23 protein-coding genes and 1 tRNA gene are annotated in these 25,173 nt (G+C 55.3%); 10 read left to right on the top strand and 14 right to left on the bottom strand.

Features of this window, described 5'->3' with window-relative positions; genetic code table 11:
* The first annotated feature begins 8 nt into the window (after positions 1 to 8).
* On the top strand, positions 9 to 515 hold the full coding sequence (locus tag ET418_RS09440) for a hypothetical protein (RefSeq protein ID WP_149307361.1): 507 nt from the start codon (positions 9 to 11) through the stop codon (positions 513 to 515).
* Positions 516 to 720: 205 nt separating this feature from the next.
* Positions 721 to 1,656: a tRNA modification radical SAM protein MnmL/YtqA gene (gene mnmL / locus ET418_RS09435; protein ID WP_149307360.1), complete on the top strand. Its 936-nt coding sequence runs from the start codon at positions 721 to 723 to the stop codon at positions 1,654 to 1,656.
* Here the strand turns inward: mnmL and ET418_RS09430 are convergent.
* The 6 genes from ET418_RS09430 to ET418_RS09405 all read right to left on the bottom strand — a co-directional run bounded on the left by ET418_RS09430 (position 1,625) and on the right by ET418_RS09405 (position 10,588).
* Entirely contained in the window at positions 1,625 to 2,635 is a 1,011-nt protein-coding gene (locus tag ET418_RS09430) for a sodium:calcium antiporter (RefSeq protein WP_149307359.1), read from the bottom strand. The genes mnmL and ET418_RS09430 overlap by 32 nt on opposite strands.
* A gap of 59 nt (positions 2,636 to 2,694) precedes the next feature.
* The gene (locus tag ET418_RS09425; RefSeq protein WP_149307578.1) at positions 2,695 to 4,464 is read right to left on the bottom strand and encodes a KUP/HAK/KT family potassium transporter; all 1,770 of its coding nucleotides are present in this window, start codon (positions 4,462 to 4,464) and stop codon (positions 2,695 to 2,697) included.
* 240 nt (positions 4,465 to 4,704) lie between these two features.
* The gene (locus ET418_RS09420; RefSeq protein ID WP_149307358.1) at positions 4,705 to 5,409 is read right to left on the bottom strand and encodes a response regulator; all 705 of its coding nucleotides are present in this window, start codon (positions 5,407 to 5,409) and stop codon (positions 4,705 to 4,707) included.
* 106 nt (positions 5,410 to 5,515) lie between these two features.
* On the bottom strand, positions 5,516 to 8,212 hold the full coding sequence (locus tag ET418_RS09415) for a sensor histidine kinase (RefSeq protein WP_149307357.1): 2,697 nt from the start codon (positions 8,210 to 8,212) through the stop codon (positions 5,516 to 5,518).
* A gap of 37 nt (positions 8,213 to 8,249) precedes the next feature.
* On the bottom strand, positions 8,250 to 8,498 hold the full coding sequence (locus ET418_RS09410) for a hypothetical protein (protein ID WP_149307356.1): 249 nt from the start codon (positions 8,496 to 8,498) through the stop codon (positions 8,250 to 8,252).
* A gap of 107 nt (positions 8,499 to 8,605) precedes the next feature.
* On the bottom strand, positions 8,606 to 10,588 hold the full coding sequence (locus ET418_RS09405; protein ID WP_149307355.1) for an APC family permease: 1,983 nt from the start codon (positions 10,586 to 10,588) through the stop codon (positions 8,606 to 8,608).
* 254 nt (positions 10,589 to 10,842) lie between these two features.
* On the opposite strand from ET418_RS09405, the gene ET418_RS09400 reads away from it, so the two are divergent.
* The 3 genes from ET418_RS09400 to ET418_RS09390 are packed head-to-tail and all read left to right on the top strand — an operon-like array spanning position 10,843 to position 13,275.
* Positions 10,843 to 11,745 carry a 4-deoxy-4-formamido-L-arabinose-phosphoundecaprenol deformylase gene (locus ET418_RS09400; RefSeq protein WP_149307354.1) on the top strand — a complete coding sequence of 301 codons (903 nt, stop codon included), beginning with the start codon at positions 10,843 to 10,845 and terminating at the stop codon, positions 11,743 to 11,745.
* The gene (locus ET418_RS09395; protein ID WP_246153022.1) at positions 11,745 to 12,029 is read left to right on the top strand and encodes a DUF4911 domain-containing protein; all 285 of its coding nucleotides are present in this window, start codon (positions 11,745 to 11,747) and stop codon (positions 12,027 to 12,029) included. Before ET418_RS09400 ends, ET418_RS09395 begins: the two co-directional genes overlap by 1 nt.
* 1 nt (position 12,030) lies before the next feature.
* Positions 12,031 to 13,275: an exo-beta-N-acetylmuramidase NamZ family protein gene (locus ET418_RS09390; protein WP_246153020.1), complete on the top strand. Its 1,245-nt coding sequence runs from the start codon at positions 12,031 to 12,033 to the stop codon at positions 13,273 to 13,275.
* 131 nt (positions 13,276 to 13,406) lie between these two features.
* Here ET418_RS09390 and ET418_RS09385 read toward each other — a convergent pair whose 3' ends face one another.
* The 4 genes from ET418_RS09385 to ET418_RS09370 all read right to left on the bottom strand — a co-directional run bounded on the left by ET418_RS09385 (position 13,407) and on the right by ET418_RS09370 (position 17,941).
* Positions 13,407 to 14,102 carry an HIRAN domain-containing protein gene (locus ET418_RS09385; protein ID WP_149307351.1) on the bottom strand — a complete coding sequence of 232 codons (696 nt, stop codon included), beginning with the start codon at positions 14,100 to 14,102 and terminating at the stop codon, positions 13,407 to 13,409.
* Between the two features lies 1 nt (position 14,103).
* The gene (locus tag ET418_RS09380; RefSeq protein WP_149307350.1) at positions 14,104 to 15,072 is read right to left on the bottom strand and encodes a HipA domain-containing protein; all 969 of its coding nucleotides are present in this window, start codon (positions 15,070 to 15,072) and stop codon (positions 14,104 to 14,106) included.
* A gap of 138 nt (positions 15,073 to 15,210) precedes the next feature.
* Entirely contained in the window at positions 15,211 to 16,917 is a 1,707-nt protein-coding gene (locus tag ET418_RS09375; protein ID WP_149307349.1) for a B12-binding domain-containing radical SAM protein, read from the bottom strand.
* 1 nt (position 16,918) lies between these two features.
* A complete protein-coding gene (locus tag ET418_RS09370; protein ID WP_149307348.1) occupies positions 16,919 to 17,941 on the bottom strand; it encodes a CapA family protein in 1,023 nt (340 codons plus the stop codon).
* Between the two features lie 79 nt (positions 17,942 to 18,020).
* On the opposite strand from ET418_RS09370, the gene serS reads away from it, so the two are divergent.
* The 4 genes from serS (at position 18,021) to ET418_RS09350 (ending at position 21,636) form a co-directional block, all read left to right on the top strand.
* A complete protein-coding gene (serS, locus tag ET418_RS09365) occupies positions 18,021 to 19,289 on the top strand; it encodes a serine--tRNA ligase (protein WP_149307347.1) in 1,269 nt (422 codons plus the stop codon).
* Between the two features lie 53 nt (positions 19,290 to 19,342).
* Positions 19,343 to 19,430, top strand: a tRNA-Ser gene (locus tag ET418_RS09360).
* 86 nt (positions 19,431 to 19,516) lie between these two features.
* A complete protein-coding gene (locus tag ET418_RS09355; RefSeq protein WP_149307346.1) occupies positions 19,517 to 20,773 on the top strand; it encodes a site-specific integrase in 1,257 nt (418 codons plus the stop codon).
* Between the two features lie 20 nt (positions 20,774 to 20,793).
* Positions 20,794 to 21,636, top strand: coding sequence for a hypothetical protein (locus tag ET418_RS09350; RefSeq protein ID WP_149307345.1), 843 nt, complete (start codon positions 20,794 to 20,796; stop codon positions 21,634 to 21,636).
* Positions 21,637 to 21,956: 320 nt separating this feature from the next.
* On the opposite strand, the gene ET418_RS09345 is transcribed toward ET418_RS09350, so the two are convergent.
* The 3 genes from ET418_RS09345 to ET418_RS09335 all read right to left on the bottom strand — a co-directional run bounded on the left by ET418_RS09345 (position 21,957) and on the right by ET418_RS09335 (position 23,277).
* Complete coding sequence (locus ET418_RS09345; protein ID WP_149307344.1) at positions 21,957 to 22,439, bottom strand: hypothetical protein; 483 nt, start codon at positions 22,437 to 22,439, stop codon at positions 21,957 to 21,959.
* Between the two features lie 179 nt (positions 22,440 to 22,618).
* Entirely contained in the window at positions 22,619 to 22,993 is a 375-nt protein-coding gene (locus tag ET418_RS09340) for a DUF1376 domain-containing protein (protein ID WP_188055456.1), read from the bottom strand.
* A 14-nt stretch (positions 22,994 to 23,007) separates the two neighbouring features.
* The gene (locus ET418_RS09335) at positions 23,008 to 23,277 is read right to left on the bottom strand and encodes a hypothetical protein (protein WP_149307342.1); all 270 of its coding nucleotides are present in this window, start codon (positions 23,275 to 23,277) and stop codon (positions 23,008 to 23,010) included.
* A gap of 357 nt (positions 23,278 to 23,634) precedes the next feature.
* Here ET418_RS09335 and ET418_RS09330 point away from each other — a divergent pair, with 357 nt between their 5' ends.
* The gene (locus ET418_RS09330) at positions 23,635 to 23,910 is read left to right on the top strand and encodes a hypothetical protein (protein ID WP_149307341.1); all 276 of its coding nucleotides are present in this window, start codon (positions 23,635 to 23,637) and stop codon (positions 23,908 to 23,910) included.
* A 575-nt stretch (positions 23,911 to 24,485) separates the two neighbouring features.
* Here the strand turns inward: ET418_RS09330 and ET418_RS09325 are convergent.
* Positions 24,486 to 25,082, bottom strand: a complete 597-nt coding sequence (locus ET418_RS09325) for a TetR/AcrR family transcriptional regulator (RefSeq protein WP_149307340.1) — start codon at positions 25,080 to 25,082, stop codon at positions 24,486 to 24,488.
* Positions 25,083 to 25,173 lie beyond the last annotated feature (91 nt).

The raw sequence follows: 25,173 nt of genomic DNA, 5'->3' as shown, positions 1-25,173 counted from the left end.
AGGATGTCATGCCACAGTCCAACGACCTGAAACGGTACCGCTGCTCCGAGATCTTTTCCCAGTCCACCGGGGTGGAGCTCCGTGAGGCGTTCAAGGCCCACGAGGAGGGAGGACAGGTCACGGAGCGCGCCGGCAGGGTGCAGTTGCGTTTCTTCAAGCTGACCCCCAAGACCAACCCGGACGAGGTGACCCAGATCCGCTTCATCTGCGAACCGGACGAGGCCTTTGCCTTGGGGGTGATGATCGCCCAGGTGGCGGCCTCCTCGGCCCCGTGCAAGGAAAAGCTCGCCCCTCACAAGTTCCCGGGCAGCGAGCAGGCGGCGGAGACGGTGACCACCCTGGCCGTGGAAAAATGGGAACGTGGCGGAAAGAGCGGCTATGCGCTTACGGTGGGTCGCGGCAAGGATTTCATCAGTGTGCCGGTCCCCCTGGGCAAGTTCCTCTTCGCCGGAGAGTTCCTCAAATCCCTGGCCGTGGAACAGTGCTGGGTGGAGCGGCCGGAGAAGAAGCACTAACAGGTTGTTGAAAAACAGCCATCTCACCGCCGTCCTCGAAAGCCCTTTTGTGACTGAGGCCTTTGGCCTCACCCTTCGGGCGCCTTCGCGGTCCAATTTAGCAAGCTGAATTGTGCGGCGTAGCGCTGCTACGCCTCCGCGGTGCTTCCTGCGGGTGCGACGATCTGACTATTTTTGAACAACCTGAGTTTTCAGAGACCTACAAGTGTCCCGACCCAAGCGGTACAATACCTTTTCCGACGAATTGAAGCGGCTCTTCGGCTGCAAGGTGCAACGCATCTCCGTGGATGCCGGCTTTACCTGTCCCAACCGGGACGGGACCCTGGACCGGGAGGGGTGCATTTTCTGCGGCGGGGCCGGTTCCGGCGCCTACAGCATCCGCCCCGAACTCTCCGTGGCCGCCCAGGTGGAGGACGGCAAGGAGGTCATGCGCCGCAAGTACCGGGCGGAAAAATTCATCGCCTATTTCCAGGCCTATTCCAATACCTACGCACCGGTGGAACATCTGAGGGCGCTGTTCGACGAGGCGCTCTCGGTTCCCGGCGTGGTCGGCATCATCGTCGCCACCCGCCCCGACTGTCTGCCCGACCCGGTGCTCGATTACCTGGCCCACCTGGGGGAGCAGACCTATTTCTGGTTGGAATTGGGGCTGCAATCCATCCACGACAAGAGCCTGGCGCTCATCAACCGCCGCCACGACTACGCCTGTTTCGTAGATGCCCTTGAGCGAGCCAAGGCCCGCGGGATACGCGTCTGCGCCCATGTGATCCTGGGGGTGCCCGGAGAATCGCGGGAGGAGATGCTGGCCATGGCGGGCGAACTGAACCGCCTCGGCGTGGACGGCGTCAAGCTGCACCTGCTGCATGTGATGAAGGGAACCCGCCTGGCGGAGATGTACGGGCGGGGCGAGGTGGAACTGCTGGACCGGGACGGCTACGCCGGACTGGTGTGCGATTTCCTGGAACTGCTCGATCCGGCGGTCCTGATCCACCGCCTGACCGGCGACGGGGGGCGGGACAACCTGGTGGCGCCCCTCTGGTCGCTGAACAAGTTCGAGGTGCTCAACCTGATCGATGCCGAACTGGAGCGGCGCAACAGCCGGCAGGGGATCAGATTTTCCCCACCACGACAAAACCGATGAACGCCAGGTAGAAAATCCCCCCCACCAACAACGTCCCCGGTGTCAGGTGCCGTTTCCAGCGGATCTGGCAGTAGGCCATTCCCACCGAAGCGAAGGTGATGCCCACGGTGGTCAAGGCCGTGGCCTCCAATCGCCATTCGGTCATCAGGATGCCGATGGCCGTGATGACCGCCCCCTGAAAGACCATGGCGCCGGTGATGTTGCCGATCGCCAGGGTATCCTTCCCCTTGCTGATCCAGATGACGCTGTTGAACTTCTCCGGCAGCTCGGTTGCGATCGGGGCGATGATCATGGCCAGCACGAACGGCGAAATCCCCATCTGGCCCGAGATGACCTGGACCTTTTCCACAAAGATATACGAACCCCATACAATCAGGAGCAGTGACCCAAGCACTTGGAACGTGATGATGCTCATGTGGGGGTCATGGGATTTTGGCGCAAAGTAGCACGGGTCCAGGTCGGCCTCCTCGACCTCGTGATTGCCGTTGCCCCCCCGCAGGGTCCTGAGCACGTAACCGCCGTAGACCAGGAGCAGCGCCAGGGCGATGAAGGTCTTGATCACCGGGTGTCCGCCCAGGAACGAGGCGGCGATGGCCAGGGCGTAGAGTGCCATGAAGTATTCCATGTCGCGGCGCATGACGATGGTGTCCACCCGCATGACCGGGTAGTCGTCCCTCTTGCTGCGGTTGACCATGACCGCGATCCCGCTGATGCAGAAGGCCAGGGTCCCCAGCATGAAGGGGGCGCCGATGATGGCCCCCACGCCGATCTGGTGGCCGGCGGCTTTGGAACCGAACAGGATGGCGATGATCGGCACCAGGGTCTCGGGCAGGGCCGTGCCGATGGCGGCAAAGATACTCCCCACGGCGCCGTCCGACAGGTTCATCTTCTTGCCGAACCACTCCAGTCCGTTCGTAAAAACGGTCGCCCCCAGCAGGATGATGCCCAGGGCGACCAGCAGCAATAACCAGTTGATCATGATTTGATGACGTTCTTTCTGCGTTGAAATGGGTCAATAAAAGCTAGGCTTTCATACGTCTACATCTCAACACGGGTAATGACCCCTTGCAGCTTTGCTGCGGGGAGTTTGTTGAACTGCACGAAGTTTGGGGTCAGCTTCTTGATGGCGGAGAAGATCTTCCAGACCGGGTTGGCGGTGGCGATGTCCTCAATGCCGTAGAAGATGACCTTTTCCAGGATGCCCTTATCCTTGAGCAACTGTTCGATGTCGAACATCTCCATGTAGCCGGCGATGACTTCAAAGGCGTCCAGGCCGGTTCCCAGGCCGGTGGTCAGGTTGCTTTTCAGGCCATAGGGTTCATCCGTGCGAATGATGGAGATCAGTACATTGCGCTCGTAGATGATATTGCTGCGGATGGTGCAGTGCACGAGGTACGGCGGGATGGTGTTGTACTCCTTGACGAAGAACAGGCCGGTTCCGGCTATGTGCCCCTTGTGGTAGATCTGCTCGTAACTCATCAGGTAGGTTTCCAGGTCCAGCGGCTTCAGGGCGCGGTACAGGGCTCGCTGTCCCTTGGTCCAGATGAGGATGGCCCCCAGGGGGATGGATGCCAGAATCAGCGACCAGTAGCCGCCGGCAGGGAGTTTGTGGAGATTCGACGTCAGGAAGGCGGCGTCGATCAGGGTCACGAACAGGGCCACCGGCACCTTCCACTTCTTCTTGGTGCGGGAGAAGATCATGACCATCATGATGCCGGTGATGGTCATGGTGCCGGTCACCGCCAGGCCGTAAGCCGCCGCCAGGTTGTCGGACTTCTTGAAGATCAGCATGATCATGATCACCAAGGCCAGCAAGAGCCAGTTGACGGCGCCGATGTAGATCTGCGATTTGAGGTAATGGGAGGTGTAATCCACCTTCAGCAACGGCAGGATACGGGTGGTGATACCCTGGTAGACGATGGAGAATACCCCGCTGATCAAGGCCTGGGAGGCGATCACCGTGGCCATGATGGTCAGTACCAGAAAGGGGACATACAGCAGCGCCGACTGGGACTGGACCATGCCGAACAGGATGTTCTTGGCATCGGGATGGGTGATGATGAAGGCGCCCTGTCCCAGGTAATTGATCACCAGGGCGACAAAGACCAGATACCAGGCCCGCTTGACCGGCTTGCGCCCCAGGTGCCCCATGTCGGCATAGAGCGCCTCGCCGCCGGTGGCGCAGAGGATGACCTCCGACAGGACAAAGAAACCGGCCAGGCCGTTCTTGGCCAGGAACGCGATGGCGTAGTGGGGGCTAATGGCGGCGATGATACCGGGAAAGGAGGTCAGGGAGAGGGTGCCTGAAAGGGTCAGGGAGGCGAACCAGACCAGCATGATCGGCCCGAAGGCCTTGGCCACCTTGTCGGTTCCCTTGAACTGGAAGATGAACAGGATTATGGCGATGACGGCGGCGGCAAATATGATGGCACCTTGGGAGAGACCGCTCAGGGCGGGGATCAGCAGAGCCCCTTCCACGGCCGAGAGGATACTGATGGCCGGTGTGATGACACCGTCCCCCAGGAGCAGGGCCACGCCCAGATAGGAGAGAAAGGTCACGAAGACCATCTGGCGGCCCGGCTTGATCATGCGCACCAGGATCTCGCGCAGCACGATGGTCCCCCCCTCGCCTTTGCGGGAGAGGCTCATGGCCAGGAGGGCGTACTCGATGTTGACCAGGATCATCAGGGTCCAGACGATCAGGGAGATGATGCCGAAGACATTCTCCTGGGTCGGCTTGGTGAAGGCGATGATGACGGTCAGGGTATAAATGGGGCTGGTACCGATGTCGCCGAACACCAGCCCCATTGATTTGATGATGCCGCCCCAGTAGGAGTCGGCCTCCACATGTTTTACCACGCAATGCCTCCGAAAAATTACAACTTATACCACCGGAGGCGTATGCGCTCAATGTTTTTTCTGGATGCCCATTTTATGCCCCTTGCATGGTTTGCCGGTTCATCACGACCACCTGGTCGGGGCCGCCTCCGGGATAGGGGCCGAGTCCCGCGTCAAAGAGGTCAATCTTCATGGCAGCGCCCCACCGCGTTATTCGATAATCTTGAGCCGATATCCCACGCCCGGTTCGGTAACGATGTAACGCGGACGTGAAGGGTCCGCCTCGATCTTGCGGCGCAGGTTGCTGATGTTCACCCGCAGTACGTGGGGCTGTTCCTGGTAGGCGATGCCCCAGATCTGCTTGAGTATCTGGCTGTGGGTCAGTACCTTGCCGGCATGGGTGACCAGCAGCCTGAGCAGGTCGTACTCGGTGGGAGTCAAGGGGATTTCGACGCCGTTGACGGTTGCCTGGCGGAGGTTCAGGTCGAGGGTGAGGCCGCCGCTGGTAAAAACCGGTTCCGCGGCCTGCTGGAGCGTGCGGCGCAGTGAGGCCCGGATGCGGGCCAGCAGTTCGCCCACGCCGAACGGCTTGGTGAGGTAGTCGTCGGCGCCGGCATCCAGGGCGGCGACTTTGTCGTCCTCCCGCTCCCGCACCGAGAGCACGATGATCGGGACCTGGGACCATTCGCGGATGCGCCTGATGACCTCGATCCCGTCCAGGTCCGGCAGCCCCAGGTCGAGCAGGATCACATCCGGCCGGAATGCGGCTGCCGCCGCCAGCCCGCTGTGGCCGCCTTCCGCCTCGTGCAGGGAAAACTCCTCGTTGGACAGAATGGTATGGAGAAAACGGCGTATCGCCAGTTCGTCGTCGATTACCAGAATGCGGGGCAAGAGGGAACTCTTTTCATCGGCCATGTCGCGCGCCCTTTCCGTCAGTCGTGCTCTTTCTTGAACGCCGCATAGGGGACATCCTCCCGGAGGATGTGACCGGGCAACTACTCCCGGATACTCTGTTCATACCCTACAAGCCCGGCAGGCTGCCCGGATCGAGCGGCAGGTGCAGCACGATCCCGAGCCCTCCGCCCGGACGGTTCTCCGCCCTGATCGTGCCGCCGTGCGCCTCCACGATCCCCTTGCAGATGGAGAGCCCCAGGCCGGTTCCCCCGGCGCCCTCGGGGACCGGGATGCGGTAGAACTTGTCGAAGACGCGCTGGAGATCCTTTTCGGGAACGCCGGGGCCGTGGTCGGTTATCTCGATGATGAGCCAGGAAGCGTCGGTACGGGCGGCAATCTCGATCGGCGTCGTGGGGGGCGAGTATTTCAGGCTGTTCTCCAGGAGATTGACCAGGACCTGAGTCATCAGAACCAGGTCCATGGGCACCAGCGGCATGGCCGGGAGCATCCTGAACGAGATCTCCCGGTTTTCGATGCGCGGCTCCAGGACCGCCAGGGCGCATCCCACCAGGTCCTGCACGTCGCACGGTTCCAGGTTGAGCCTGACCGCGCCGGCCTCGATGCGGGTCATGTCCAGCAGGTTGCCGACAAAACGGTTCAGACGCTCGGCTTCGCCGCAGGCGGTATCCAGAAGTTCGCGGCGCGCCGGGTCGCTCAGGTGCGCCCCTTCGTCCCTGAGGCTGGTGAGGACGCCGGTAACCGATGCCAAGGGGGTGCGCAGGTCGTGGGAGATGGAGTTGAGCAGGGCGCGTTCCAGGTTTTCCCTGGCCTGGAGTATCTGGGCCTGCTCTGCCTGCCGCGAGAACTGCACCCGTTCCATGGCCATGGCGGCTTGGGTGGCAAAGGCGTCCAAGAGCCGCCGGCTCTCGGTGGAGCGGTACTCCACGTCGTTTTCCAGGCGTACCCCCATGACGGCCAGCACGCTGGCCGGGGTCTGCAGGGGGAGGTAGAGCAGGTCGGCGGAGACGAGGGTGTCGGTCCCGCGTCCGGCCGGATGGCGGTTGCGGAAGGCCCAGTCGGCCACGGCCTGTTCCTTGGCGTCGATGCCGAGGCCGCGGCTTACCGCCATGACGTCGAGCCGTTCCCCCTCGGGCAAAAACAGGGCCACATGCGCGTTCAGGGCCTCCTCCACATTTCTGATCAGCGCCTTCATGACGGCGCCGATATCCACGGCTGCGGCGAGGTCGCGGCTCAGGTAGTAGAGGCTTGCGGTCTGCACCTCACGGGCCCGCATCGCCTCGGCCCGCTCCCGTGACCGGGCCACCAGCGTGCTGATGACCACGCCCACGATGAACAGGGCAATGAAGGTGATCAGGTACTGGGTGTCGGCCACGGCAAAGGTGAGGCGGGGGGGGACGAAGAAGAAATCGAAGGCCAATACCCCCAGAAGTGAGGTGACCACGGCCTGTTTCCGGTCGAGCCGCACCGCCGCGACCACCACCGCCAGGAGATAGAACATGACCATATTGGTCGGGTCCAGAAAGGGCCTGAAAAACTCGCACACCGCCGAAACCGCGATGACGAGCATGAGACTCGCCGCGTATCCGCGGAACCCGAACGGGCTCTGGGCCGCTTGAGCCGCATGGGGGGCAGGTTTTTCCACCGTTTCGAAGCTGACCACCACCACGTCGATGGCCCCGCTGTGGCGGATGACCTGATCCACGACAGGCGGGACCACCAGTTCGCGCCAGCGCGGCTTGGTCGGTTTGCCCATCACGATCTTGGTGACATTGTGCCGCGCGGCATACTCCAAGAGCGCATCGGTAACCGTTGTTGCGGTGACGGAGGCGACCTGGGAGCCCAGGCTCTCGGCCAGGCGCAGGTCGCGCCACACATGCTCCCGGTTTTCCCTGACGTGCTTGCCGCTGCCCGGGGTTTCGATATAGACGGTATACCATTGGGCCTTCAACTCTTCCGCCAGGCGGCAGGTGGCGCGGATCAGCTTTTCGCTGTACGGGCTGCCGCTGACGCAGACCAGGAGCCGCTCCGTGGTGGCCCAGGGGCCGGTAATGGCCTGGGTCTCCATATAGGCCCGCATCTGGTCGTCCACCCGGGCGGCGGTGCGGCGCAGGGACAGCTCCCGCAACGCCATCAGGTTGCCCGGCCTGAAAAATTTCTCCATGGCCTTGGCCGCCTGGTCGGCGATGTAGACCTTTCCCTCGTGGAGGCGTTGCAGCAGGTCTTCGGGGGGGATGTCCACCAGCCTGATCTCGAAGGCGGTGTCCAGCAGGTGGTCGGGGAGGGTCTCCCGCACGACCACGCCGGTGATCTGGGCCACCACGTCGTTCAGGCTTTCGAAGTGCTGAATGTTGACCGTGGTGAAGACGTCAATGCCGGCGGCCAGGAGTTCCTCCACGTCCTGCCAGCGCTTGTCGTGGCGTGCTCCGGGGGCGTTGCTGTGGGCCAGCTCATCGACCAGGGCGATCTGTGGCTTGCGGGCCAGCAATGCGTCCAGGTCCATCTCGGGGAGTCGCACCCCCTGATGGATGAACTCCTTCCGGGGGAGGACTTCCAGGCCCTCCAGCAGGGCGTCGGTCTCGGAGCGGCCGTGGGACTCCACGTACCCCGCCACCACGTCGCGCCCCTCGCCCCGGCGTTGACGGGCGGCTTCCAGCATGGCAAAGGTCTTGCCGACCCCGGCGGCATAGCCGAGGAAGATCTTCAGTTTTCCCGGTTGTCCTTGTTCCGCCGCGGCTTCCTCCGCCTGGGCAAGCTTCAGGAGGGTTTCGGGGGAGGGGCGGTTGTCGTCGCCGTTAGCGGGCATGGGGTAAGCCTCGTTGTGGGAGGATGGGATGGTTCCATTATAGCCGATTGTCCGGGGGTGTCCACCTTGGGATTCTATGAGCAACATGGGGGACCTTCCGGCGGGGCAGCATGACAGGCATGATGTCCCAGGCCCGCTTGTCCGGGTCGAAGACCGGGACCTGTCCCGGCCCATAGGCTGGCGGTGCGATGGTGGTGATGCCTTCCACGTATTCCAGCATCTCATCATCTTCGAACAACTCGCCTGCATAGAAACCGTTTTCCGGGTTGAACTGATAGACTTTCATGGCCCGCCTCCTGTACGCCTTCCTGCTACGATTACAGGATACCAGGGGCCTCATAAGGTGTGTGTCAAAATGGGGGGCGTGCGCGTCAAGAAGGCATCAAGACCGTTTCAACTCCTCATCCGTATGGGCAGGATAACCGTGGTGAGGCCGTCCCACTGCAGACGGCGCTGGATGGCGAATGCGGTCTCGTTGTGCAGCATCCGGTGGTAGAACTTCTCCAGCCTGAAGGTGAGCTGGCCGGTGAAGACCACCGACCGTGGGTACTCTTCGTGTACCTGTTTGCAGATACCGGTGACGGTTTCCACCACGTCGGTGGCCACCTCCATGCGATAGTCTGCGGCGAAGCCGAGCCGCCGCGCCAGGTCGACGTATTTCTCCAGTCCGGCCTTGACCGAGGCCTCCAGGGCCTCAACCTCTTCGGCCCCCTTGAAAGAGCCTGAATCGACCACCGCCACGGAGACGAACACGACGTTTTTGTAGGTTTTGGGAAAAGTGGTCAGGATCGAGAGCAGGGTATGCACGCCAAAGCCGCTGTAGCCGGAGACCAGTTGGATGGCGGTGGTATCGTTGCGGTTCAGGGGGGCGTCGTTATAGGGGCGGGTGATGGGAAAGTCCAATAAAGTTTCGTCCAGTTGGGCGATCCCCTGGCGCACCCTGGTGTAATGCCCCTTGATCAGGTAGCAGAGGGCGATGACCACCGAGGTGATCAGCAGGGTCAGCCACCCCCCCTCGGCGAACTTCTCCACCGTGGTGATGACCAGGATGGTGGCGCAGATCACCAGGCCGACCAGGTGCACGCTCAGGTGTTGGAGCCATTTCGGGTCTTCCCTGCGGCGTTGGATGAAAAAGCGCGACATGCCCAACTGGGAGAGGGAGAAGGTTACGAAGACGTTGATGGAGTACATGACGATGAGCGCATCGACCGATCCCCTGGTATAGAGCAGCAGTGCGATGGCCGCCGTGCCCATCAGCATGATGCCGTTGCGCATGGTCAGCCGGACGGAGAGGGCCGCAAAGCGGTGGGGGAACCAGGAATCCACCGCCATGTTGGCCATGACCCTCGGCCCGTCTACGAAGCCGGTCTGGGCGGCCACCAGGAGCAGGGCGCCTTCCGAGAAGATGGTGATGAAAGCTATCGCGTGCCCCATGGGCCAGTCGCTGAACAGGCCGTCGGCCAGTACGGCGTTGAGTGTTTTGCCCTCCACCGGCCTGATGCCGATCAACGAGTAGCAGAGGAAAAGTACCCCGGCGGTGAAGGCCAGGGAGGTGGCCATGTAGACCATGGTCCGTTTGCCGGTCTGCACCCGCGGTTCGCGCATGATCTGCAGGCCGTTGGATACCGCCTCGATGCCGGTATAGGTACCGCCGCCCAGAGAGTAGGCCCGCATGAACAAGAGCAGGATGCCGAAGAAGCCGATGGTGGAGAGATCATGGTGGAGCCCGCTCTGGAAATCCCTGGCGAGTGGCGCGAAGCGGTCGGTATGGGTGAAGATGCCATCCAGGAGCATCAGGATGTGGGTAACGACAAAGATGGCGAAGATGGGCGCCAGTATGGAAATGGATTCCTTGACCCCGCGGATGTTCAGAACAATGAGGACCACTGCCAGGAAGCAGGTGAAGGGGACCTTGTACTGGTGGAACTGGTGGGGGATATAGCTGAACATGGCATCCACGCAGGCCGCTATGGAAACGGTGATGGTCAGGACGTAGTCCACCAGCAGGGCGCTGCCAGAGACCACCCCCGCCTTTTCCCCCAGCATGTGGGTCGCCACGATGTAGCCCCCGCCGCCGTGGGGAAAGTGCTCTATGATCCGCGAGTAGGCGTAGGAGATGATGAAAACGGTGACGGCCGTGGCCAGGCCCAGGAGGATGGCCAGGTAGGTGTGCTGCCCCAGGGCGCGGAAGGCCTCTTCGGGACCGTAGGCCGAGGAGGAAAGGCCGTCGGCCCCCAGGCCGACCCAGGCCAGTATGGGAATGAGGGACATCTTGTGAAAGAGGTGGGGGTCCTTGATGAGTTTTGGGCTTCCAAATACCGCTTGGGCGATCTTCTGGAAAATGCTACTGGCGGCGGGATCGTTTTCCGGCTCCATCTGTTTCTCCCCGTATGGCGGTCAACGCCACGGCTGCACTACGACAGCTCAAGTCTTGTGTCCCTTGCGATGCAATCGTTTCAATCTACCATCACCACCATCAATAAAGTATCAAGATGACCGGCAGCGGTATCAAGAAAACATCAAGACGGTCGCTGCCGTGGCGGCAAAACCATATTTGGGTTGTACACGACGGGCAAACCTTGATAAACTCCGGGCTCTATCGCAAACGAAGAGCAGGGGACGGACGCTTCATGGCTGACAAAATCGTTGCATTGAAGGTGGATGTGGATACCTATGCCGGGACGCGCGACGGCGTACCGGCGCTGCTGGAGGATATGGCCCGCTTCGGGGTTTCGGCCACCTTCTATTTTTCCCTGGGGCCGGACAATTCGGGCAAGGCCATCCGGCGTATCTTCACCCGCAAGGGGTTCCTCAAGAAGATGCTGCGCACCAAGGCGCCGGCGGCCTACGGCATCAAAACCATGCTCTACGGCACGCTGTTGCCGGCGCCCATGATTGGGGCGGCCTTTCCCGGCGTGCTGCGGGCCACGGAACAGCGCGGCCACGAGGTCGGCATCCACTGCTGGGACCATGTCAAATGGCACGATTACCTCCCCTGGTTTCCCAAGCGCGTGACCGCCATGGAGTTGGGCCTGGCCGGCGCCCAGTTCGAGGAGATCCTGGGCCATCGCGCCGTAACCACGGCAGCCCCCGGCTGGACCGTGTCGCCCGATTCCCTGGAGGTGCAGGACGCCATGGGGTTGAGCTATTGCAGCGACGGGCGCGGCACCCACCCCTTCTACCCGGTCATGGACGGCCGCCGTTTCCGCACCCTCCAGATCCCCACCACCCTGCCGACCGCCGACGAGATCCTGGGCGAGAACGGCGTCACCCCCGAAAACATCCACGACTACTACCTGGCCCAATTGCAGGACGGGCTCAATGTGCTGACCATACACGCCGAACTGGAGGGGGGCGCCATCCGCGCCTCGTTTGTCCGCCTGCTGGAGCGTTTCGCGGCAGAGGGCATCCGCTGCATCACCCTGGGCGAGGCGGCGCGCCAGGTTGCCAACGTGCCGGCGTGCCGGCTCTTCATGGGCGAGATTCCCGGACGGGCGGGTCGGGTGGCCATCCAGGGGGAAGAGGCCCCGTGATGCGTTTTCAACCTCCTCCTCCCAGCCTGTTTTCCCCCGAAGTCCCCCTGTCCGATGCCGTCTGCCGTTATTTCCGGGTCAAACACCGGGATATGGTCTACCTCAAGTTCATCCTGGAGGCCTATGAGGGGATGAACACCATGAGCACCGTGGATAATGTGGCAGGCATCATCCGCATTGCCATCATGCCCGGTTTCGTGGAGGAGATGGATGAACTGTTGGCCGAACTGGGCGCCAGGGTGACCATGGAACCGGTTGCCTGGGAGGATCAGAGCGGTGAGTGACATGATCGGCCGCGTGGCCGTCATCCGAGTACTCCTGTTCCTCCTATTTATCCCGTGCCTCCCGTCGCAGCTCTTTGCCGCCGACGGCCCGGTCCTGCCCGGCATCGACGTGCTGGAACAACGCGGTTTCGACCTCCTGCAAGGGAAGCGGGTCGGCCTGATCACCAACCACACCGGCCGTTCCCGGGACGGCCGCAGCACCATCGACATCATCAACCGGGCCCCCGGCTGCCGCCTGACCGCCCTGTTCAGCCCCGAGCACGGCATCCGGGGCGAGGCGGACGAAAAGGTCGCGTCGGCCACGGACCGGGCCAGCGGCCTGCCGGTACACAGCCTCTACGGCGCCACCTGCCGCCCCACGCCGGACATGCTGCACGGGGTGGATATACTGGTCTTCGATATCCAGGATATCGGCACCCGCTTCTACACCTACATCGGCACCCTCTCCCTCGCCATGCGCGCGGCCCGTGACGCCGGTATCCCCTTCGTGGTCCTGGACCGCCCCAACCCCCTGGGGGGAGAACGGGTAGAGGGGGCCATCCCCACCACGGCCCTGCCCGAGCGGGCGAGCGGCTGCGGCGCCATCACCAGCATCCATCCCATCCCCACCCGCCACGGCATGACCATGGGGGAGCTGGCGCGGCTCTTCAACACGGAGTTCGGCATCGGCTGCCGCCTGACCGTCGTCCCCATGCAGGGATGGCGGCGCTCCATGTATTTCGACGCAACCGGCCTGACCTGGATCAACCCCTCGCCCAACATGAAAAGCCTCCCGGCCGCCATCCTCTACCCCGGCCTGGGAACGCTGGAAACGGCCGACCTCTCGGTGGGGCGCGGCACGGAGCGTCCCTTCCTGGCCTACGGCGCCCCCTGGGCGGATGGCGCGGCAGTGGCGCGCAACCTGGCGGGGCGCTCTATCCCCGGCATAAGCTTTACCCCGTGCAGCTTTGTGCCGACCGCGGCCGGGCACCCCTATCGGGGCAAACGCTGCTCCGGCGTCTGCGTCGCCGCCCTGGACCGGGATCGGCTCGATCCAGTCCTGGCCGGTTTGCACCTGGCCCAGGCCTTCTACGAGACCCATCCCCGGCAGTTCAAGGTATCTGAGGGGTTCGGCACCGAGGTGGGGGATCGGGAGGCGTGGCGTCTGCTGAAGCAGAAGGGGGTTACGCCCCTTGATGTGGTCAGGCGGTGGGATGAGGATCTGGAACGGTTCAGGAAGGTGCGGGGGAGGTATTTGTTGTATTGAGGTGGGGCGGGACTTCAATAAGCTTTGTGCTGGAATTTCGGTTGGATCAGTCGATAAAGGCTCAGAAATGGGGCACCCTCGCTTAGAGCAGAGAGTGCCCCTGTTTTACCTGAGCGAGCATCGCTCACAGTCTAAGAAACCTCTACAAACAAGAGGAGTCGTGGCTTTGTAGGAGTCCCGTTTATTTTTTCAATAGCTGCGTGTAAGTTGTTGTTGAGCATCCATTGATGGAAAGGAGCAGTTTGACACCTATTAACATAGCCAATGAGTTCCCCTCGTAACATTATTTTTATTGCCATCGGGTCATACTTGTTTTCAGGATCAGCTTCAAACGTTACAGGCTCACCTATTTGAATGTTCATGCTAGGGCCAGGGTAATACCGATACCCTGCAACTTCGCTCAAAAATTGACATGGAGCTGGTGCATTATCGAATGGATTGATAATCGAGAAACCATCACCCGGCAGCCTTGCTTCAGAGTACCCCAATAAGGCGAAATCAGAAATGGTTGCATCGGGAGGAAGGCGTAAAGATTGAAGGAAGTTTCTGAAATCCTCCCTTTTTCTAGGGGGCAGTCTTAGCATAAACGTTTCTAAAACGCCGCTTGTGTGATCTTTGGCAGTATCCCTAAAGGCTGGATAGAAGGTGAAATTTGACTCTAAAGCCAGCCTGAAGTCGTTTGAATCAACAAGGTATCTAAGGATGTAATTATCATCTTGCCGCAATATCTCACCTACAACGCAACGAGTTCTGTTTTGGTCGTCACTCATTGGTTGCCAAGAAAGTAGAAGGCGGTTTGGCTCTATGATGTTTGAAATTACTGTCATACTATGCACCTAATTCTCGAAGCAGGTTCCGCCTCCGAGTTTCAACAAGGTTAACCATAAATTTTGCACGAGGTTCTGTGAGTGGTACTAATACATCAAAATGTGTTAACTGGTAAATAACTTCTATTAGTCTGGTTGAATCAAAACTCAAACAGTTTAGTATCGTTTGACGTGTATCAGGAAACTTATTGGCATATCTCTTCATGAATTCAATATGTGTTATCCTGTCAATATCATCCTTTTGCCAACGAGCATGATGCTTGCCTCTGTTTATATAACTATTAAGCATGTCAAGGTTTTCAAATTTAGCAAGATTGCTATCTATTATTTCATGACCAAGGCTCGTACCATTATCAAATGCAGGAGCTATTACAGCAGATATTTCACCAGATATAGAGTTATTAGAATTCCAGATGATTCCCCAGTTATCATGATGCCGGTCTGTATTGCCAATAATTGTATCAAAGGTGAAAATTTTAGCCCAAGACTCTGCCCAATTTTCGCTCATGACTTTTATCTTATGTAGCGCTCTCATGAGTGTTGAAATGGTTACAAAGTTATGTTGGGCACCGGCTTTCATATCATAATCATCAATAAGCTGCATCATGTAGACGCCACCATCATGATACGCCTGTTTGTCACTATTTGGATAGTCATAAAACCATTCAATTAGTGCCCCAAACTCAGCGTCATAAGAATCATAGGCTACAAAAGCAGGGGGGACACTAACCCCCATTAGGCAACCAATACGATATGCTGCTATTTCAATCCAAAATTGGTGGGGATAACGTCTGAATGATTTTTTAAAAAGATATCGGTGTCTATTAATTAAAAAGTCATAGGGTACATTAGGCGGTGCTGTTAAGCTCTTTTTTTCTCTGGCACCTTTCGGGTACAGACCTTCATATGAATACTCATCGTCAACGTAATCATTCAAATAGACAAGTTGGTCAGGATTCTGAATTTTCATTGGCAATCTGTTGATACGCTTAGGAATGTGTTCATTACCTTCTCATCCTTGACCCATAGTCTGCACTACAATAGTGACACAATAAGTCCTATAGCATATTGGGGGCAAAATTTGGGGATAAATAGGACACTTCCTATTTTACACCACCAACACCTGCAACCCCCGCCCCGCCCCGGAGGCGTACACGAAGGTAATCCCCACCGTCCCGTTTTTCCACTCCTCGTTGCGGTAATCCCTTAAAAAGGTGCAGCGGAAAGCCTTCACCCGGCTGTCCGGCGGCAGGTCCGGGGGATTGGGCAGGTCGCGCAAGGCCGGCCAGGTGCATTCGGCCTGGTGTTCGGCGGCAAAGGAGGGGAGCTTGCCCATGAGCGGCATCTCGTGCCGGCAATAGTCGAAGAAGAGCGCATCGTGCAGCAGACGGCGTGTTGCGTCGTCCACCAGCGGCTCCGCCAGGCGGGCGAACAGTTCGTACACGCGGCGGGTGGAGAGGCCGGAGAGGTTGTCGTTGCCCGCTTGGCGCGCCATGCGGTCGAAGAGGGAGGCGGTGTCGATGGTGCGCCGCAGCAGCGCCAGCGTCGCGGCAAAGCCGTCATGGTTGTAAAACAGGTCCAGCAGGCGCCCGATGGTTTCGATGCGGCTGATATCCGCAAAGGCGAGCCACGGGTTGCGCAGGATCGTGTAGGGGGGGAACCCGGAAAAATGGTAGTCGTCCCGGCTGGCGATCTCCCGCATGGCAGAGCCCTTGAGCACCTTGAGCGGTTCGATCTGGATCATGTGCGGGTTCAGGTCGGCCACGGCGCGCAGGGAGGCGAGAAAGCCGGTGAAGTCCTCGCCCGGCAGCCCGGCGATCAGGTCCAGGTGCAGTTCGATGTTGGTCTCGGCCCGCAGGCGGCGGACGGCGTCGAAGATGCGGCCCAGGTCCGTTTTGCGGCCGACCCGCAGCAGGGTGGTTTCCGAGGCCGACTGGACGCCGATCTCGAAGCGGAACGTGTCGGGGGGGACGCGCTTCAGCAGGTCCAGGTTCGCATCGGTCAAAAGGTCGGCGGAGATCTCGAAATGGAAGTGGCTGCCCCGGTTGTGCTCCAGGATGAATTCCCAGATCTGGTTGGCCCGCTGGGCGTCGAAGTTGAACGTGCGGTCCACCAGCTTGATATTGGCCACCTTGTGCCCCATGAGGAGGGTCAGGTCGCTTTTGATGCGTTCCATGCCGAAGGAGCGGACGTGACCCTCGGCGGCCGAGAGGCAGAAGGCGCAGGCAAAGGGGCAGCCGCGGGAGGTCTCGTAGTAGATCAGCGGCTTTTTCAGGTCCACCAACCCCGCCTCGAAGGGGGAGGGGACCGTATCCAGTTCCAGAAAATGTTTGCCGAGCGGGCCGGAGGTGATGTCGTCGCCGTCGCGGAAATACAGGTTGTCGATCTCCCCCAGGGAACGCTCCAGCAGATTGCTGCCGCCGTGCTCCATGAGGGTTGTGGTCAGCTGGTGGAAGACCCGCTCCCCCTCGCCCTTGACCACGAAGTCCACGGCCGGATTGTCGTGCATCAACTCGAAGATGTTGAAGGATGCCTCCGGGCCGCCCAGGACGATGCGCGTATCCGGGGCGATCTTTTTGATGTCGGAGGCGATGCGCAGGGTCTTTTCGATATTCCAGATGTAGCAGGAAAAGGCCACCATGTCCGCCTGTTCTGACATGATATGGCGCAAGAGTTGTTCGCGCGGCTCGTTGGTGGTCCACTCCCGGATGACAACCGTTACGTCGGGGATGGTGCGGCAGTATGCCGCCAGGCAGGGGAGCGCCAGGGAGGCGTGGGAGTATTTGGCGTGGAGCGTGGTAAAGAGAATTTTCATGTCAGAAACTCACAAAGTATGAATTATCGTGGGATTTGATCTCTGTTGTAAGCGCTTTCGACAGGGAATTCAATCGTTCTATAACGCCCGCAGCCGGTCTTCCCGACAAAAGCCGGGGCTGAAACCCTACCCGCCGGTAGAGCACGTCCAGCGGCAGTATTTCCGCCTCGCGCCGCGTGTCGTCCAGGCGCAGGCGGATGATGACACTCTGGTCGGCTGCCGCGCTCTTGCTGGCAAAGGTGAAGTTGCCCAGGCTGTAGAAGATGATGCCCTTTTTGTAGCGCTCGATGCCTTGCAAGACATGGGGGTGGTGCCCGATGATCACGTCCGCGCCCGCGTCGATGGCCTTATGGGCGATGCTGCGTTGAAAGGGGGTCGGCATGGCGCGCCCCTCCTTGCCCCAATGGAAGGAGACGATCACGTAATCCGCCTCCTTGCGCGCCCTGGCGATATCGGGCGTAAAGATGGTTTCATAGCCCGGGGCGGTCCCGGGGCGCTGCCGCGCGGCGAAAAACTCCACCGGCTGGGTCAGGGAATAGCCCAGAAAGGCGATCTTCTTCCCCTTGACGGTAAAGATCGCCATCCTGCGCGCCTCGGCCAGGTTTTCGCCGGCGCCGATCCAGGTGATGCCGGCCGTCTCCAGGTTGGCCATGGTCTCGGTCAAAGCCGCGGCGCCGAAATCCATGCTGTGGTTGTTCGCCAGGGTGACCAGGTTGAAGCCCGCCGTGCGCACGGCCCTGGCCACCTCCGGCTCGGCCCGGAAGCGGAATTTTTTGGTGGTGTATTCCCTCCCCCGGTTCGCGATGGGTGATTCCAGGTTGGCCAGGTTGATGTCGCTCATAGCCAATGCCGATGTCACCCCGGCAAAGGGGTGGCCGTACCCCTTGCTCTTCAGGAACGGTGCCCACCGGCCGGCCAGCATGATGTCGCCGACCGCGCCGATGACGATCTCCTGGCCATGGGCCCACAACGGCATGGCCAGGAGCAGGGCGGCGATTATGATCAGGGATGGTATCCGTTTCATGGGGCTCTTTTACATTGACGTAGGGCGGTGCAGGTGCTAAAAAATACACTTTTAATCCCTAAAAATAAAGGTGTTTCAGATGCTTGACATGAAATTTATCCGTGAAAACCTGGACGAGGCCGAACGCCGTCTGGCTACCCGCGGGGGCGCTCCCTACCTGGAACGGTTCCGTAATCTGGATGAACGCCGCCTCGCGCTGCTTCGGGAGGGCGAATCGCTCAAGGCCGTCAAGAACAGCGTCTCCGAGGAGATCGGCAAGGTCAAGGACAAGAGCCTGGTTCAGGACAAGATCCTGGAGATGCGCGAGGTGTCCGGCAGGATCAAGGCGCTGGATGAGGAACTCAAACAGGTGGATGACGAATTGAGCGGCGTCCTCATGACCGTGCCCAACCTGCCCGATCCCTCCACGCCGCTGGGGAGATCGGAAAACGACAACGTGGTGGTCAGAAGTTGGGGCGAGCCGAAGCCTCTTGATTTTCCGGCCAAGCCCCATTGGGAGATCGGCGAGGGGCTGGGCATCCTGGATTTCGAGCGGGCCGCCAAGATCACCGGCGCACGCTTCACCCTCTACCGGGGCGCCGGAGCGCGTCTGGAACGCGCCCTGACCAGCTTCATGCTCGACCTGCATACGGAACAGCACGGTTATACGGAGGTGCTGCCCCCCTTCATGGTCAACCGCGACTCCATGACCGCCACCGGTCAGCTTCCCAAGTTCGAGGAAGACCTGTTCAAGTTGGCGGACCCGGAATACTTTCTCATCCCCACGGCCGAGGTGCCGGTGACCAATATCCACCGGGGCGAGATCCTCAAACGTTCCGACCTGCCGATCTGCTACACCGCCTACACCCCCTGTTTCCGGCGCGAGGCCGGTTCCTACGGCAAGGATACCCGCGGGCTGATCCGGCAGCACCAGTTCAACAAGGTGGAGCTGGTCAAGTTCACCCACCCCTCCGAGTCGGCGGCCGAGTTGGAAAAGCTGACGGCCAATGCGGAAGAGGTCCTGCAACTGCTGGGGCTCCCCTACCGGGTGATGGCCCTGTGCAGCGGCGACATCGGCTTTTCCGCCGCCAAGACCTATGACCTGGAGGTCTGGCTGCCGGGGCAGAGCTGCTACCGCGAGATCTCCTCGTGCAGCACCTTCGGCGATTTCCAGGCGCGGCGGGCCGGCATCCGTTTCCGCGAGGACGAAAAGGCCAAGCCGGAGTTCGTCCACACCTTGAACGGCTCGGGCCTGGCCGTGGGCCGGACCGTGGTGGCCGTGCTGGAGAACTACCAGCAGGCGGACGGCTCGGTGCTCGTCCCTGCCGTGCTGCGCCCCTACATGGGCGGGCTGGAGCGGATCGCCTGATACCCTTTGAATTTCGGGGGAGAGTATGCTATAGAAATTGAACTTGAGTGTCTGGAAGGGTGGCCGAGTGGTTTAAGGCAGCGGTCTTGAAAACCGCCGAGGTGCAAGCCTCCGTGAGTTCGAATCTCACCTCTTCCGCCAGTACTATAAGTAGCTAACATTGCTACATAAAACAAACCCCTATCTCCATTGGTACAATTTTGGTACAAAAATGGAGGTGGGGGTTTATGTTTATAAACAAGCATATTCTGCTTCGAAATGGCTTTTTTTACTATCGTGTTGTCATCCCTAATGACCTAAAACAGCTCTTCCCACTCAGGGAAATTAAACAATCTCTCGGAACAAAAGATAGAAAAATTGCTGAATGCCATGCTTTCGGTATCGAGAGTAAAGTTCAGCAAGCATTTTCAATCCTTAGAAGTGGTGTTTTTTCGCAAGACACACTCTCTCAATTAATCAGCTCAATAATTCAAAAGGTAACACGCCATTCCACAGCACAATTGAACCTATCGGATTTAATAAGCAAATATATTCAGCACCATGAAAAGGAATGGGTTCCGAAATCAAAGATGGAAGTAATAAGTGAATGTAGACTGTTACTCGACATTGTTGGAAATAGAAGAATCATTGCAATAACTCGACCTTTAATGCTCGAACTTCGAGCTACATTAGAAAAATTACCACCTAACCTTTACAAGAAGTTCCCACAGCAAAGCATCAATGAAATTTTAAGTCTTTCAGATATTGTCCCCATGAGCCTGACCTCAGTTAATAAACATATCATGAGAATGGGGGCAGTTTTAAGGTATGCAGTAAGGGAAGGATTGTTATATCGAAATGTTGCTGAATCATTGATGATACCTGTCAAGAAAAGTAGTGATGAGGAGAGATGCGCATACTCCGATGAGGAGATTTGCAAGGTTATAACACTACTGACAAATTGTAATTCAAGTTTGAAGGATGAAAGGAAATGGATTGCTCTTATTGGAATATTTTCTGGAATGAGGCAGGATGAGATATGCCAGCTCTATTTTGAAGACATTCAAAAAATCAATGATGTATGGTGTTTTAATATTAATGATGAAAAAGATAAAAAGTTGAAAAATATTTCAAGCAGGCGTATCGTCCCCATACACCTTTCCCTTTTGAAATTAGGGCTTTTAACGTACATCGATAATATTAGAGGTGAAGAGTGCGAGCGCCTTTGGCCTCAACTGACGTTTTCAAAAATAAATGGATATTCAAATTTATATGGTAAATGGTTTCAGAGATTCAACAGGAAATATATCACTCAAGACAAGCGCAAAGTGTTTCACTCATTTCGACATTCGTTTGCCAACAAGCTGAAGCAGCAGGGGGTTTCAGAATCACTCATTGCTGAATTGATGGGCCACAAGAATCATTCAATCACTATGGGCAGGTATGGGAAGAAATACGAGATAAAAATGCTTGTTAAAACACTTCAGAAATTATCGTTTAATTAATATTTCTAGGAGGTTTTGCTATGAAATATTTAACAGCTTATTTGGTATCAGTATTTGTTATTAGCGTAAATCCATTGATTGCACATTCAATTGATTTTTATGGAATTGAAGTTGTTGATAGTGATACTCCTTCAAGCTTTATGAAATATGGTGTCTATGGATATCATCCGACTGTTAAAAGTGGCTTTTATGAAGCCGACACAACAAATCTTGGATTTAGACGCGGAGATATCATTATTTCTATTAACAATAAAAATATAAGAAGTTCTTCAGAGTTGTATCAATTTAAAACTGATATTTTGACAGTATTAGTATTTAGTAAAAACGAGAAAAAAACTCTGACAATCGACAGGGCTGCACTTGAAAAAGATAAATCAGTTAAAATTGAAAAACAAATAATAGATAATGTTAAATATATTGCTAATGATACATACAGTGATGAAAAGGTAGACAATAGACCAACCTTGAAATTTGATGATAAATATCTTGAACGTAAGTTTGGAAAGTCTACACCAGAACAAAAAGCAATGGAAAATCAACGGGCTAATGCCGCAAACGAGAGATTCAAAAAAGAAGCTGAAGTTAAAGCCGCGGATGAATACAAGCAAAAGCTAATAAGAGAGCAACTTGTAGAGAACCAAAAACTTGCTAAAATAAATTGCACAGGAATACCTGGAGAATGCGGGGAGGGGAGAGTTTGCTTAATGACTTTGTTTGATGCGAAGTGCATGCAGAAAGAAGAGGCAGAGCGAAAAAAAGTTGAAATACGCCAACAGCTCAGACAAAGTGAAAATGACTTCAATAATGCAAGAATTAATCACAAACTAAACGATATAAAAAATAAATTAGACTATGGTTACTGATATTAACGATGATATGTTTTAATTTATTATTGGTAATATGTATCAGTGCATAAGATGAGATTCTAAATTAATTGTATTTAGTTATTATAATGGTTTTTTTTATATGCATAAATATGGTAGATAGAACTAATGTCTGTTCCAAAAGTAGTTACCAGTTATTTAATTAACGCATAACATCTGGCTTCCAAATTTGTCCTACAAAGCGTTAAAACAACAACAGGCATGCTACGCTAAGGGTATGTTAAAATTGAATCTAAATTGCTAAAAAAATAGCCCCGCCATGTGATGTTTTGACGGGGCTCATCTTAACCTACATCAGATTATATTTTTTCCCAATTGAAGCGCGAACAGGGGATTTCAAAGATACGTCCCATTTTTTCGTGCTTTGTAACCTTCAGCCCTTTTAGAGTTCTGAGAAAATCAGTAAAGTCAATAAAAGCGCAAAGGCCACTTGAGGAGTTATATATAAACATCTTTAGAGGAAGCAGATGCTCCCACTTTTTATAACTCTCAATCTTATCAGCACGAACTTTAAGGATGTTATCTGAACCAACCCCCTTTCCTTCGCAAAAAAAATCTTTGCCTTCAATAGAAATTGTTAAGTCAGGCCCATGCCTGAGGACATTCGGGAATTCCCATGGTCTTTCAGTCGAGTTATCAAACCCATATCTCCTGAAAGGAATTTCCCTTTTACTAAAATACTTGTTAGCTGCCTCCATAGTCGGCTTATCACCGATTGTTAGTCTTTCTGAAGTTGTTAGATAGCTGAATTCTCCTTCGTTATAATTAACTTTGTTAGCCATGTACATCCTTATGCATGCCAATCAAAGGCATGCGATATTAAGTAAGCATTATCTTCAGTTTTTGTAATATCTCCTTTTATATTACATATGCTTTTACCTGCTATTTACTATATTTTTTATTTTATATTATACTATATTGCATATGCTTAAGCTTATGCGTAGGCATACCCTTTAGATTATCACTCTTCGCCAAATGGTCCAAAAGCACTAGGTTTGCTACTTTGCTTTTCTTTCGCTTTTGCCCATTTTGCTTCAGCCATTTCCTTGAATCTATTTGATTTTATCCTTGATTCCTCATATGTTCTTGTTAGTCGATTGTTCCGTAAATATGAAAAATCGTCATGCAACAATTTCAATTTTAAATATTTTTCTTTCAGTCCCAGCCATTTCCTTTTTGACATATTCATCAACTTTGCAATCAGGTCATCATCATTTGGAAGCTCATTTTCATTTGACCACATTCGCCCCAATAGTATTAGGAAAACTCCTTGCTCTTCAGTTGTCAGCCAATTCATTCTTACGTCTGCAAATATCTCACTAAAATACATTGGCATATATGGCAACGCCCTCATCGATTGCCCCGCCTTCCAAATTTCAAAGTATGAATTAGGCTCTTAAGGCTTTTAAGCTTTCCAATATAATCCATAAGTGGAGCTTCTTCACCACAAGCCACTATTTCGATTTTATCATCTATATTTGGAATAAATACTTTAAATCCGACCCACCCTTTATCGTCTATTACTGGCTTGAATCGGGTATCACTATACAATGTTTGCAAAGCTGCCAACATATAGGAATCTTCTAAATATCTCGATTCCTTGTTTGATAAACTACTCATAATATTTCTCCTTTACATTTCACAATGTTGATTAAATCTGGTATTTCAAAATTAATCTACATTCTTCTTTGCAATCTCCCCCCTTTTTTATGGTAATTTAGTACCCAATATTCAGTTATCAAAGAGCGAAATGACTTAACTACATATATGCAATATAGCCTTTAAATCAGCATAATTAGATTATGAGGCTATATCCACTATACCATCGCATCAGAGTTTTATATCAGGTGTGTTGACACCCCCTCTAAAAATACATATTGCAAATGTATTATTTATGCCTTATATTATATCATATATTCTTACACCTGTCAACAATATAGTGATACATATGGTAAATATAGTAATAAGGATGCTATTATGGACATTGATAGCAATGACCTGAAAAAAGTCAATGCAGCTGGAAAACGCGAAGGTAAACCTCAGAGATTTGAACGTTTAGCAGAGAAGAGGGTTGAAGGGCTAAAAGAGGCTATCAGGATGCTGAAGAATCTTTCCAACAAAAACAATTACTCATACACCGTAGACCAGGTGAATCAAATCATGAGTGCAGTTGATATGTACGTTGATGACCTTAAAAGGGCTTTTGATAGCAAAAATCACGGTTTTGATGAAGTCTTCAAGTTCAAGAAGTGACCATCATTTCCAGTATATTTTCAAAGCAATCTTAATAATATTGTGCATGATGTGTAGGTACATTTAATAGATAGCTCCCATGCTCTTGGTATGCCACCCATACATGCTATACGCAAGACATCTTTTTAATATGAATTGCTCGACAACTTGAAAGCTACTCGTTTATTATTTTGGCTCAAAAGGGGGGGATATTGATATAATATCTTCATGGTATAGAGCTTTTTGATTGATTTTTGGGCCTAAGAGTGGTACAAAAAATGACACAATATCAGTGTGTGATAGGGGACATAGAATTATTGGTGGGTTTATAGAGTGAGGGTTTAATTAGCATTAATTCCTTCAGTTTGATTCTCATTCGAATCTCACCTCTTCCGCCATAACCATTTAAAACCATTTGGTTTTTTATAAGGGCCACCGGCTATCGCCGGTGGCCCTTATTGGTAACGGATGCAGATGTATTTTAATTAGGTACTGACCGGGCAGTAAGTCGTTTTGCCGAATATGACTGTTGCGCTACATGACTTTCATTTATTCGGCAGGTGCGTCCGTTATACCGAAGTGGTCGATGGGAGTTTTTACGGAGCGGCAATAATGCCCTGGGTAAAGATGGCCGCATACTGGCCGACCAACTGCTCGTCCTGAGCGGGTGAATGATTGGTCAGGGACTCGGTGGCCAGGGTGCTGAGGAAAAAATAATTGATCATGCCGGCAAGGGCAAGTGCGGCGTTCACGGCATTGATGCCCGGCCGGAATTGCCCTTGTTGCCTCCCTTCTTCAATCACATCCGCAAGGATTTTTATCACATTGCCGATGGGGGGCGCGACAAGCGTCGCAAAGTAAGCCGTGGGATTGGTGAGCTCGCTGGTGTAGAACCGCAGGAGGTACGGGTTGCTGCGGTGCCGCTGGATGGTCCAGCGAAGGTAGCCCTCTAGCACTGCCAGAGGGCTGGCCCCTTGCTGCCGGATATCGCCAATCTGGTCGAAACAGGCAAACTGCTCCTGTAACACCGAACTGTATAAGCCTTCTTTACTGCCAAAGTAGTACGAGATCATGGAAATGCTCGCCCCTGCTGCCCGAGACAATTCCCTGACGCTAACGCCGTGCAAACCGCGCTCTGCAAACAGTCGTGTTCCCACCTCCATCAGTCTGCGGCGGCAGTCCGCTTTTACCATGGCAATTCCAATCTGCTCGAGATATGTCGGGCCGGTAGCCCGATCCTGTAGCTACCGGCCCATGAGGTACGTAAAGCGGAATTCCATGGTT

Source organism: Oryzomonas rubra (assembly GCF_008369015.1).
GTDB classification, from domain to species: domain Bacteria; phylum Desulfobacterota; class Desulfuromonadia; order Geobacterales; family Pseudopelobacteraceae; genus Oryzomonas; species Oryzomonas japonica.
This window is presented reverse-complemented; position numbering and strand designations above follow the sequence as displayed.